Origin of the sequence: Streptococcus cristatus (genome assembly GCF_001578775.1) — a bacterium.
Classification (GTDB): domain Bacteria; phylum Bacillota; class Bacilli; order Lactobacillales; family Streptococcaceae; genus Streptococcus; species Streptococcus cristatus_A.
Genome location: NZ_KQ969062.1, coordinates 1,237,076 through 1,248,680 on the forward strand (window position 1 = coordinate 1,237,076; position 11,605 = coordinate 1,248,680).

Annotated in this window: 11 protein-coding genes; 2 read left to right on the forward strand and 9 right to left on the reverse strand. The window is 42.4% G+C overall.

Translation table 11 applies throughout. The annotated features are described in order from the left end of the window. From SCRDD08_RS11945 to udk, 3 genes are all read right to left on the reverse strand, one after another. On the reverse strand, window positions 1–798 hold a 798-nt coding region (locus SCRDD08_RS11945; RefSeq protein WP_462217697.1), incomplete at its 3' end, for a beta/alpha barrel domain-containing protein. A gap of 509 nt (window positions 799–1,307) precedes the next feature. Continuing rightward, a complete protein-coding gene (locus SCRDD08_RS06205; RefSeq protein ID WP_005590272.1) occupies window positions 1,308–1,976 on the reverse strand; it encodes a YoaK family protein in 669 nt (222 codons plus the stop codon). 40 nt (window positions 1,977–2,016) lie between these two features. Next, complete coding sequence (gene udk / locus SCRDD08_RS06210) at window positions 2,017–2,652, reverse strand: uridine kinase (protein ID WP_061422878.1); 636 nt, start codon at window positions 2,650–2,652, stop codon at window positions 2,017–2,019. Window positions 2,653–2,756: 104 nt separating this feature from the next. On the opposite strand from udk, the gene SCRDD08_RS06215 reads away from it, so the two are divergent. Next, complete coding sequence (locus SCRDD08_RS06215) at window positions 2,757–3,737, forward strand: Gfo/Idh/MocA family protein (protein ID WP_061422879.1); 981 nt, start codon at window positions 2,757–2,759, stop codon at window positions 3,735–3,737. Next, entirely contained in the window at window positions 3,730–4,818 is a 1,089-nt protein-coding gene (locus tag SCRDD08_RS06220) for a DEAD/DEAH box helicase (RefSeq protein WP_330997078.1), read from the forward strand. The genes SCRDD08_RS06215 and SCRDD08_RS06220 overlap by 8 nt, the downstream gene beginning before the upstream one ends. A gap of 82 nt (window positions 4,819–4,900) precedes the next feature. Here SCRDD08_RS06220 and SCRDD08_RS06225 read toward each other — a convergent pair whose 3' ends face one another. From SCRDD08_RS06225 to SCRDD08_RS06250, 6 genes are all read right to left on the reverse strand, one after another. Continuing rightward, complete coding sequence (locus SCRDD08_RS06225; RefSeq protein WP_061422881.1) at window positions 4,901–6,298, reverse strand: polysaccharide deacetylase family protein; 1,398 nt, start codon at window positions 6,296–6,298, stop codon at window positions 4,901–4,903. 89 nt (window positions 6,299–6,387) lie between these two features. After that, the gene (gloA, locus tag SCRDD08_RS06230; RefSeq protein WP_005590267.1) at window positions 6,388–6,774 is read right to left on the reverse strand and encodes a lactoylglutathione lyase; all 387 of its coding nucleotides are present in this window, start codon (window positions 6,772–6,774) and stop codon (window positions 6,388–6,390) included. Between the two features lie 74 nt (window positions 6,775–6,848). Continuing rightward, a complete protein-coding gene (locus SCRDD08_RS06235) occupies window positions 6,849–8,228 on the reverse strand; it encodes a sensor histidine kinase (protein WP_061422882.1) in 1,380 nt (459 codons plus the stop codon). Further along, a complete protein-coding gene (locus tag SCRDD08_RS06240; RefSeq protein ID WP_061422883.1) occupies window positions 8,218–8,892 on the reverse strand; it encodes a response regulator transcription factor in 675 nt (224 codons plus the stop codon). Before SCRDD08_RS06240 ends, SCRDD08_RS06235 begins: the two co-directional genes overlap by 11 nt. 120 nt (window positions 8,893–9,012) lie before the next feature. Beyond that, window positions 9,013–9,450, reverse strand: a complete 438-nt coding sequence (locus tag SCRDD08_RS06245) for a hypothetical protein (protein ID WP_061422884.1) — start codon at window positions 9,448–9,450, stop codon at window positions 9,013–9,015. Between the two features lie 219 nt (window positions 9,451–9,669). Continuing rightward, window positions 9,670–11,605 (reverse strand): M1 family metallopeptidase (locus tag SCRDD08_RS06250; protein ID WP_061423276.1); only part of this gene is annotated, 1,936 nt, incomplete at its 5' end.

Consider the following 11,605-nt stretch of genomic DNA (forward strand, 5'->3'; position numbering starts at 1 on the left):
GATGGTTTCATTAAGGATAATATCTGTTTCAACTTGATAATAGTCCTTGCGAATTTCTAAAGCAATTGCTACTTCTTCCAGCGCAGCATTACCAGCACGCTCACCAATACCGTTAATAGTGCCTTCCACCCGTCTAGCTCCGTATTTGACCGCAGACAGGCTGTTAGCTACCGCCATTCCCAAATCATCGTGACAGTGAGGACTGTAGATGATCTCACGATCCGTTTGGACATTGTCAATCAGATGTTTGAAGATATTACCAAACTCTTCCGGCGTGGTAAAGCCGACTGTGTCTGGAATGTTGATGTAGCTAGCACCTGCATCAACTGCTGTCTGGACAACTTGGAGCAGAAAGTCTAGCTCTGTCCGTGTCGCGTCCTCAGGTGAAAATTCGACAATCTCAAACTTGGAGCGAGCATAGGAAACGTGCTCCTTAATGGCTTCTAAAATCTCTTCCTTGGACTTTTTCAGCTTGAACTCTCTATGGATGGGACTGGTTGCAATGAAAACGTGAATCTGCGGATATTTGGCATCCTTGAGTGCCTCGTAGCAGGCGTCGATGTCCGATTTAACCGAACGCGCCAAACCAGTGACAGAAGCTTTAGTGATGACTTTAGCAATCTCTTGCACTGCCGCAAATGAATCTGGACTAGCAGCTGGGAAACCAGCTTCAATAGCAGAAATGCCCCATTTCTCTAGTTGTTTAGCAATGGCAACCTTTTCCTTAATAGAGAAATTCACTCCCGGTGTCTGCTCACCATCCCGAAGGCTGGTATCAAGAAACACAACTTTTTGCATAGACTTTCCTCTTTCTTTATCGTTTAAAACAGCTATAAAAATCAATGAGAGATACAACTATGAAATGAACTTTTAGTTCGCTTTTCTCAGTATATCCTAGCACAGATTTTCGTGAAGAATAAAATAAAAACATCTCGCTGGAAACCAAGCGAGATGTTGATTTACTCCCGCTTGGTAAGCCAAACAGGACTAATGCTTTCGCACTAGCCCGAGTAACGCAACAACAAAGCAAAGTTTGAATATTGAGTTGACTTCATGTTTGACTGACTCCTTTTGAAATGTTATTGATTAATATTTTAGCACAGTATCATTCGGCTGTCAACAGATAATTCGATATTTTCTGAAAATTTTTAATATGCTGGATTATTTTGTGGTCTTATTAGTATAAATGCGAGAAAGAAAAAGAAGCAGGCAAGTTCCTCCTTCTTCTAGTATTATATTATTTTTCTCATTTCTCTTCTTTTAATAATTTACTAATCAGGCTTCTTCATTTCTAAGCCATTTCGTCTTTATCTTCGTACATACTGAACCAAGCGGAACATCATGAAAGCAAATAGAATTCCTGCAACGATCCAAATGGTTCGTAAGGCGTAAAATTGAAGCAGATAGGTAGAAATAATGGCTCCGATGACAAAGCTTCCTAACAAAGCAACAAAGAAAATACCCTCTTTCAAGTATGGTTTTTCCTGCGTTCGCACAAAATTTCCAAAAGCCACCATCGTTTTCTTGATATTTCCTGTCATAAAAGAATTATTGTAGACTATGCCATCTACCTCGCCAAAAGCCGTCGCAACGACTCCCATACAGAAAGCAATCGGAGGAACGATCAGCATATTAGGCACGGTACTTGGCATAAAACCTACCAGAGTACAAATGAGCACCATTGGTGAAATGCTACTTACTCGCCATATTGACTGCTCAAAAAAGGGACGAAAAACTGTTATCAGAAAAATTCCCAGCATAAAGGCTAGCATGGTAGCCAGTTTGACTTCAATTTCTCCAGTCTTGTGATGAATCAGCTCAACGGACAAAAAGACGACGTTTCCTGTCTGGCCAGCAACCAATGTACCCCCGCGTTCCATAAAAGTGTAAGCATCCACGAAACCTGCGCAAAAGGTCAGCAAACAGGCAAAAAACTTTGATCGAGAATGGAATTCCCTTTTGACGAACTTTCTCATAATTTACCCAAAAAGTCCAGTGTAACACCAGACTTCCTTTCTATCCTTCTCTAGCTTCCTCCAAAATCTTTTCAATCTTGGTGGTAATCAAATCAATCGCCACTTTATTAGAAGCGCCCTCTGGAATGATAACATCCGCATAGCGCTTGGTTGGCTCGATAAACTGATGGTACATAGGCTTGACGACACCCAGATACTGATCAATGACACTATCCAAACTACGTCCGCGCTCTTCCATGTCCCGCTTAATCCGACGAATGATCCGCACATCATCATCAGTATCGACGAAAATCTTGATGTCCATTAAATCACGGAGGCGTTGATCTTCCAAGACCAAAATCCCCTCTACAATGAAGACATCCTGCGGTTCCTGACGATAGGTTTTATTGCTGCGCGTGTGCTCCGTATAATCATAGGTCGGGATGTCCACTGGACGGCCAGCCAAAAGCTCCTTGATCTGCTCAATCATGAGGTCTGTATCAAAAGCAAAAGGATGGTCATAGTTGGTCTTAACCCGCTCCTCAAAGGTCAAATGAGACTGATCCTTGTAGTATGAATCATGCTCAATCATGGAAATTTTTTCATTAGGAAAATGATCTAAAATAGCCCGAGATACACTGGTTTTTCCCCCACCAGATCCACCTGTAACACCAATAATAATAGGTCTGTTTTGCATTGTTTTCTCCATTACTTGTTATCTTATCTATTTTACCTTAATTCATGATATAATGAAAGGGTGAATCAAGAAAAATTCAGGAAAATCATTTTAAAGGAGAAAGTATGTTACAACTCGGAATCATCGGTACGGGATCCATTTCCCATGAGTTTATCAAGGCAGCCCAACTGAGTGGTGAGTATCAGTTAACCGCTGTTTACTCGCGCACCTTGAGTTCCGCGGAGCGTTTTGCGCAAGATTATCAAAACGTCGCACTCTACACCGATATGATTGAATTCTTATCTGCCGACCTAGATGTGGTTTACATCGCCAGTCCCAATAGCCTCCACTTCAACCATGCCAAGGTAGCCATTTTGGCTCGAAAGCATGTCATCGTTGAAAAGCCAGCTGTATCAAGGCCTGAAGAATGGCAAGAATTGGTCAAGCTGGCGGCTGAACATCAGGTTTATATCTTTGAGGCAGCCAGAAACTACCACGAAGCAGCTTTTGCAGTCATTCGTAACTTCCTAAAAGACAAGAAAATCTGGGGAGCTAATTTTACTTATGCCAAATACTCTTCCAAGATGGGAGCACTGCTGAGTGGACAAGAACCCAATGTTTTTTCTGCTAAATTTTCAGGCGGTGCTCTAATGGATTTGGGAGTTTATACGCTTTATGCAGCTGTCCGGCTGTTTGGTGCCCCACAAAGCGTCCGCTATACAGCTCAACAACTGCCAAATAGCGTTGACCTCAACGGTTCAGGCAGTCTGATTTATCCTGATTTTCAGGTTCGTATTCAAGCTGGAAAAAATATCGATAGCCAGTTACCAGCTGAAATCTATACGGACCAAGGCACTCTGACCTTAGATGGTATCGAGTTTATCCGCTCTGCCATTTTCCAAAAGCTGAATGGAGAGTCGGAAAGTCTAGCTATTTACCAAGCAGAGCACCAAATGCTGGAAGAGGCTCAGGCTTTTGCTCGTGTCCTTAAAGGCGGCCAGGAAGAGCTTTATAGCAGCTATCTGCAGGCTGCTACTGCTGTGCATGAGTGTCTGTTTGCCATGAGAAAAGATGCTGGTATTAGATTTGAGGTTGACCATGATTAAAGAAACATTTCCAACAGTCTGGCAGGAACAGCTAAATCAGCTCGGTTTTGCTGAACTAACTGCCATCCAAGAAAAGATATTCCAGCCCATTTCTCAGGGAGAAACGGTGCTAGGCATCAGTCCGACCGGTACGGGCAAGACATTGGCCTATCTCTTTCCTAGCTTATTGAAATTGAAGCCTAAAAAAGCACAGCAGCTTTTGATTTTAGGTCCAAATACAGAGCTGGCGGGACAGATTTTTGATGTTTGTAAATCTTGGGCGGAGCCTTTGGGCTTGAGCAGTCAGCTCCTCCTCTCTGGTAATAGCCAGAAAAGGCAGATTGAGCGGCTCAAGAAAGGGCCGGAGATCCTGATTGGCACACCGGGTCGGATTTTCGAACTTATCAAACTCAAGAAAATCAAGATGATGAATGTTGATACTATTATCCTAGATGAATTTGACCAGCTTCTCAGTGATTCCCAGTATGCGTTTGTTGATAAGATTCTGCATTATGCACCGCGTGATCACCAGCTGATTTACATGAGTGCTACAGCTAAGTTTGACCAAGAGAAGATCGCCGAAAATACCTTGCGCATCAGCATTGACGACCAGACTTTGGACAATATCCAGCACTTCTATATGCAGGTGGAGAAACGTGATAAGGTTGAACTCTTGCGCAAACTATCCAATGTAGAAGAATTTCGTGGACTAGTTTTTTTCAACAGCTTGTCAGATTTGGGCAGCGCCGAAGAAAAGCTTCAGTACCGAGGAGCTAGTGCGGTCTCTCTAGCCAGCGATGTCAATGTAAAATTCCGCAAGGTCATTCTTGAGAAATTTAAAGATTACGATATCACACTCTTACTGGCGACTGACATAGTTGCGCGTGGCATTGATATTGATTCTCTAGAGTGCGTAGTCAACTACGAAGTGCCGCGTGATCTGGAAACTTATACTCACCGTTCTGGCCGAACAGGTCGGATGGGCAAGGATGGCTATGTCATCACCTTCATCAGCCACCCAGAAGAACTAAAAGCTCTCAAAAAATATGCCTCTGTTCGAGAAATTATCCTGAAAAAACAAGAACTGTATGTGTGTCCTTAAGCGAGAATTACGGTAATCAATATTCTTATTTGATGATGGCAAAGCAAAAAGCATTGGAAATATTAAATTTCCAATGCTTTTTTTAATTTCTGCTGTAATAAATCTGATGTGGTTGAAGCTGATTTTCTAATAGTTCATCAACTGTCACCAGAGTATAGCCGTTGTTCTTCAGATAGTCAAGAACGCTTGGCAGAGCATCGATGGTCGTCTGATGGATATCATGCATGAGGATAATAGATCCCGGCTGGGTCTTCACGATCTCCTGCATAATAGCCTTTGTATTACGTGTTTTCCAGTCGAGACTGTCCACGCTCCACATGATAAAGGACTGATCGACAGCATTTTGAACCGTAGAGTTGATGGCTCCGTAAGGCGGTCTTGTGATCATAGGTCGGATACCAGTCGCCTTATAAATGGCTTCCTGAGTGTCTAAGATTTCCTTTTTAGATTGATTCAGAGGTAACTTGGTCAAATCCGGATGGCTCCATGTATGGATGCCGAGCTGATGGCCTTCATCAAGGACACGTTTTGCCAGTTCTGGATTGGCAGCAACATTTTGTCCCACCATAAAGAAAGTCGCTTTAGCATTGTAGCGTTTCAGAATTTCCAAGGCCTGAGGAGTCGTTTTACTGTCGGGACCGTCATCAAAGGTCAGGGCAACCATTTTCTCATGCCGCTTGGTTTCATACTGCTGGTAAGCTTCCAAATCAGCCCCCTGCAAATATTCCGGATGGATTAGATCATAAAAACTAGACAGAGGCACTGTCACGATCGACACACCGTTGATTTCTTTGGTCAGACGAATGGAAAATAAACTTTCCTCATAATGAAAATTCCACTGGCTCAACTCTATTTCACGGAGGGCGTTTAAAGCTGTTGTTTGCTGACTTTCCTCCACCTGTCTAAAGGTTAGCTGACTGGTCAACTCCTTCAGGAAAATTTCCTTGGCAGCTTCTGGATTTTGAAACAGCTTGTCCAAAGTCACCGCTGCCCCTTCTTGATTGATATATGTAGAGGCTACTTCTCTTGCCTCCTCAGACTTGATGTCTCTTTTCGAGATACTGTAATCTTTTCGCTGAATGACTACTTCCTTGGTATTGGCCAGACTAGTAGACTTCTCCTCCGTATAGTAAAAGGTCAAAGCCGTCAAGTTTTTATTCTGCTTTTTGTCATCTGAAATGCTCTGACTGTCCTGCAACATTTTATCTTTGACACTTTGAAGAGGCTGCCCATTCATCAGAGGATAAAAAGCTGCCACGTAATGACTGCCAATCCTACCAGACTGCTTTTCGGCATTGTCAGCATGTCTTTGCTCTTCCTTGGCAATCACTTCTGTAATCTTTTTCTGGAATTCCTGCTCCTGAAACATTTCATAGATTCGTAGTCCGCCAAAAATAAGAAGTCCTAAAAGAAGCAGATTCAGAAGACTGAGAATTAGTCTATATTTTCGTCTACGCTTCCTTTTATGTTGTCTTTTCATCTATTATCCCCTAAGCTATTGTCCTAAAATAATTTTAATGTTAAAAAACTTGTATCTTACAAGTGCTAAAATACAAGTTTCTCCTATTTTTAAAGACTTTTTTCTCGAATCACTTCGACCTTGTAGCCATCAGGATCTTTGATGAAATAATAATTTGGTGGATTTCCAGGCAGCCCTTTTGGCTCAGTCACTTCATAGCCCTTAGCAGCATGCTCAGCGTGCAAACCTTCCAAATCAGGCGTGCTAAGAGCAATATGAGCAAAGCCATCACCGATTACATAAGGTCCATGGTCATAATTATAAGTCAATTCAAGCTCATAATCATCGCCATCCAAACCAAGATAAACAATGGTAAAAGCATGCTCTGGAAAGTCCTTGCGGCGCAATTCCTTAAAACCAAACGCATCTTCATAAAAGGCAATCGAAGCCTCTAAATTTTCCACTCGTAAACAAGTATGCAACATTTTTGATGTCATAATTTCACTTCTCTCATTTCTTTCTTTTATTATACCGCAAAAGCAGTCAAATTTGAAATAATATGAAAAGTTTTTCAGCTTTTGCTGATTCGTTTTCTAATATCTGACCTAAGGGGAACTTTGATTTCAAAAATAGTTCCACGCGGTTTGTTATCTTTGACTGTGATGGTTCCTTTTAAGGCGTCCACGATTTGTTTCGCCAAGGATAGGCCAAGTCCAAAACCACCTTTTTGCCGAGTCCGAGCCTTATCCACCCGATAAAAACGATCGAAGACTTTTTTCTTGTCGTCGCCCGCAATCCCTGGACCATTGTCAGAAATACGCAAGGTCAAGCTCCGATCATTGGCAGAGGCCACGAAATAGATCTCTCCATCTTCCTCTGTGTATTTGATGGCATTATCAAAAAGGATGGTCATAACCTGCTTAAGCAAGACCTTGTCTGTCGTAATTGATTTTGAAACTAGATTTTTGAAATCAAAGACCTTATCGCTTTCCTCCGCAATAATAGCATAGTTAGAAAAAGCTGTCGTGAAGAAGTCTGGGGTGACTTCACCGTATTCTGGCTTGATGCCGTCATCGCGCCGAGCTAGGTTGAGTAAGTTGGTGGTCAACAGGCGCATATTTCGCACTTCCTCTAAACTAGATGCGATGCTCTCACTAGACTCCATAATCGTGGCCTCAGGCTTACGGAAGAGAGATTCCAGACGATTTTGCAGCACGGCCAGAGGCGTACGCAATTCGTGGCTGGCATTCTCAACAAAAGACTTCTGCTTTTGCATGCTGTCCAAAAGAGGCTTGACACTCATCCGCGCCAGATAGATACTGGCAATCAAGGAAATACCCCAGAAACTAATCATGACAATAGCAATCAGCTTTTCATGCTTTTCGCTAGTCTGCTCCAGTTGGCTGATACTGGTCATGACAACCGCGTACTTGACATTTTCAATTTCATCATTTGGATCAATGTCAAACATGTAGGCCCGATAACTCTCAACCTGTCCATAGCTATTAGTTAGTTGTATTTGCTTGATTTGATTAAGAAAGCGTTTATTAAATTTAATCGCATCAAAGTTTAAAAAGCTATTTTTTGCCGATACATTCTGATAATCATCATTCAAAAGAATAGCTGAAGTATTGGCGCTAACATTTACCCTACCCGGTTCCTCAATCTTGATATCATGAGCTTGCACAGACTCTGAATCTCTGTTCTCTGAATCCTTATTCTCTGGCTCTTGGTCTTGCCGACCCGTCGTCCGATAGGCTAGATTGGCCACCCAGGCGGGATTTTGACTGAGACTTTTGAGATTATCATCAACGGTCGTGTAAAGGCTAGAGCGCATGACTTGGATAATAATGAGCGTCATGGCCGAGAAAATCAGGGTGAATACACCAAAATAGCGAATGAAATAAGAAAAATCATCCGCATAAAAGGTTTTTTTGAGTTTATTCAGCATTCTTTAAAATGTAACCGACACTGCGAAGAGTTTGAAGATTATTCGCAAAAGCCGTTCCTTTCAATTTTTTCCGAATCTTAGATACATAGACTTCCACTACAGAAATCGTCGTATCGCTGTCAAAGCCCCACAAACGATCGAAGATCTGAGTCTTGGGTAAAATGACATTTTGATTCTGAAGGAAGTATACCAACAAATCAAACTCTTTGCCCAGCAGTTCCACTTCTTTTCCGTCTACCAAGGTCGAATTGGTCGAAAGATTGACCATCACATCGCCATAGGAAAGGGTATTTTCATTAAACTTACCAGAACGTTTGAGCAAGGCCTGAATCCGCATTTTCAGCTCTTCCAGATAAAATGGCTTGGTCAGGTAATCGTCAGCACCGAGCTCAAAACCATGGCCTTTATCATCGATACTTTCCTTGGCAGTCATGATGAGGACAGGAGTGGTTACCCCTTTTTCACGCAATTCTTTGAGTACTTGGAAGCCGTCCTTTTCAGGAAGCATCAAGTCCAGCAAAATCAGGTCATACACGCCGCTTTCTGCTTCGTATAGACCTTCTTCGCCATCAAAGACCTGCATAACATCTGCAAAATCATCTAAAAAATCAAATACTGAATTTGACAGACCGAGGTCATCCTCTACTAATAGAATCTTAATCATCCTGTTCCTCCCTTTCTAGAAAAAGCTTATTCTGTGTAGTTTAAATAGAGTCATGGCAAACACTTCTCATTCTATCTCAACCTATCTTTTTCTATTATATCATGACTTGTCGAAAATGCTTTAAGAATTTGTTGTTTTCGAGTTATTTTCGTTATTCTTATCTTCTTTTGTTGTGCCGTCAGCGTTTGAAGGCTTCTTTTTTGATTGATTTCCTTCTTGGGGTCCCCCTGGTTGACCATTTCCTTGTGGTGGCTGACCTCCACCTCCAGGACCGCCTTGACCATCTTGACCGTTTTGTCCACCCATCTGCGGTGGCATGCCATTTTCATTTCCCTGCCCCTGACCTTGAGGAGCTTGTCCACCTTGACCTGGCATCTTGCCATCTTGATTGTTTTGCTGAGGCATAGTAGCCTGCACTGAACTCTGCTGCGGGCTTTTCTGTATCAAAGTACCAATTCCATAGCCACCAATCGCTCCGACAGCTAAGGAGGCACTAGCCACTGCTGTCATCCACCATTTGGTACTCTTTTTAACTACAATCATTTTTTCCATATCCATTTATAATTTTCCTCTTTCTAAATTTTATATTTTCATGGATTTTAACACTATGAAGCAATATAAATTTTGATTACACAAGTTCACATCTTTTCACGTGTTAGGGTTATTATAGGGAGTTTTGCTTAAACGGGACTGAATTTTTTCTTAAAAAAGGCTGAAACTATGGGATTCTAAACAACAAAAAAAGACCAGATGTTATAATCTGATCTTTTCATTAGGCTAAACTGATGCCTTGATTGCTTTCTCAACTGCTGCTTTTTCACGGGCAATCAAGTCAACACGCGCTGCGATTTCTTTGATTCCCATGCTGATATTACGGCTGATAGCCATATCGTCTAGCTGCGGCTCAAAGAAGGCCTTGTATTCTGCTAGTCTTTCTTCTGTCTTGAAAGCATTAGCTGGATAAATGACGAATTTGTCGAAGCTCATATCGCCACCCAAAGCCGCCTTTATCCACTCCCAATTCTCACGCGCCCAAGTCCAAGCAGTAGCTTGAGTAAATTGGTGATTCAAGAGAGGGAAATACCAGCTCATTGCCAAATCTTGTGGTTTTACGATATCCTTGTTCTTCAAAGATTCCAAGATACGAGCAAGTGTTTCCGCATCCTTAGTGTAAGCCAAAGCAGATGCCAATTGGCGTTTGAAACTGCCGTCAACTGTCGAAACATAATCATTCAAGTATTGGTCAGCCAATTCTTTGCTCTCATAATGCTTGATTTGATTGATGAGAATATGCAAGCGAATAGCTGCAGGCAATTTCTCTAAGTCCTCTTTATGAGCAGCAAAAATACGGCTTGCTTCTTGACTTGCTGTTTGGTCATCAGCTGCAATCAGACTTCCTACAACAATCTGGCGAACCAGCTCATCCTCATCACTTTCGCCTTCTTTTGCCTCAAAGCCTAGGCGGTCAAAGTTGAATTTGCTAAGTTTAACTACCAATTCATGATAGGCTGTCTCGCACTCGCTTCCTTCGTCCACAAACAACTTAAGACCATTCAAAACGGCTTTGACTCCTGAGACAACCAAATAGGAGGTTTCTTCTGTTAGTTTTTCAATAACTGGAACCAAATCAGCAAATGAAATGCTGCCTGCTTCAGCCAAGAGACGACGCTCTTGCACCACTTGAAGCTTGCTGGTGCTATCCAAGTCTGTAATGGTATCTAAAATCTGCTCAAGCAAGATACCTTGATAGTCCGTGATATAGTGGGCTGTATTTTCAGTATTAAAGCGCAGGGCACCTTGGTTTTGAGCAGCCAAGGCAGAATAATTTGGAATTTCCAACGTTTCTGTTTCCAGCGTATCTGGCAAACCTTTCCAGTTGCTATTTAAAGGCAAGACCCAAGTGCGTTTCTTATCTTCGTGCTCTCCGATAAAGAATTGTTTTTGAGAGAGTTTCAATGTATCGTTTTCTACTGTAGCCGTCAAAACAGGGTATCCTGGCTGTTCCAACCAAGAGTCCATAAAGGCTGCTACATCACGACCAGAAGCAGCTCCCAAGGCATTCCAAAGGTCACGACCGATGGTATTTCCATACTGGTGTCTAGCAAAGTAAGCGTTCAATCCTTTAGCAAAGGCCTCATCTCCCAACCAACGACGAAGCATGTGCATGAGGCGGCTTCCCTTGGCATAAACGATAGCCGGATCAAACAAAGTATTGATTTCGTCAGGGTGCTTCACTTCCACATGGACAGATTGAACTCCGTCTGTCGCATCTCGTTTAAGCGCCAAAGGAACACCTGTTGTTTGGAAATTCTCAAAGATATTCCAGCTTGGTTCAATCGCATTAACACAGACATACTCCATCATGTTGGCAAAACTTTCGTTGAGCCAAAGGTCATCCCACCACTTCATAGTGACCAAGTTTCCAAACCATTGGTGAGCCAACTCATGAGCAACGACAAGTGCTACATCTTGACGGCTGGATACCGTAGAATTTTCATCTACTAAGAGGTAAATCTCACGGTAGGTGACCAGACCCCAGTTTTCCATGGCACCAGATGAAAAGTCCGGCAGGGCTACATGCAGCGACTGAGGAATAGGGTATTTAACACCGTAATACTCTTCGTAAAATTCAATCGAGCGAACCGCAATGTCCAATGCAAACTCTAAATTGCTGGCTGGGTGAGCCTTAGTTGCATAAACACCGACTAAAGTT

Coding starts and splice junctions, on each gene's coding strand:
- SCRDD08_RS06205 (WP_005590272.1), bottom strand. CDS start 1,976: ATGAGAAAGTTCGTCAAAAGGGAATTCCATTCTCGATCAAAGTTTTTT.
- udk (WP_061422878.1), bottom strand. CDS start 2,652: ATGCAAAACAGACCTATTATTATTGGTGTTACAGGTGGATCTGGTGGG.
- SCRDD08_RS06215 (WP_061422879.1), top strand. CDS start 2,757: ATGTTACAACTCGGAATCATCGGTACGGGATCCATTTCCCATGAGTTT.
- SCRDD08_RS06220 (WP_330997078.1), top strand. CDS start 3,730: ATGATTAAAGAAACATTTCCAACAGTCTGGCAGGAACAGCTAAATCAG.
- SCRDD08_RS06225 (WP_061422881.1), bottom strand. CDS start 6,298: ATGAAAAGACAACATAAAAGGAAGCGTAGACGAAAATATAGACTAATT.
- gloA (WP_005590267.1), bottom strand. CDS start 6,774: ATGACATCAAAAATGTTGCATACTTGTTTACGAGTGGAAAATTTAGAG.
- SCRDD08_RS06235 (WP_061422882.1), bottom strand. CDS start 8,228: ATGCTGAATAAACTCAAAAAAACCTTTTATGCGGATGATTTTTCTTAT.
- SCRDD08_RS06240 (WP_061422883.1), bottom strand. CDS start 8,892: ATGATTAAGATTCTATTAGTAGAGGATGACCTCGGTCTGTCAAATTCA.
- SCRDD08_RS06245 (WP_061422884.1), bottom strand. CDS start 9,450: ATGGATATGGAAAAAATGATTGTAGTTAAAAAGAGTACCAAATGGTGG.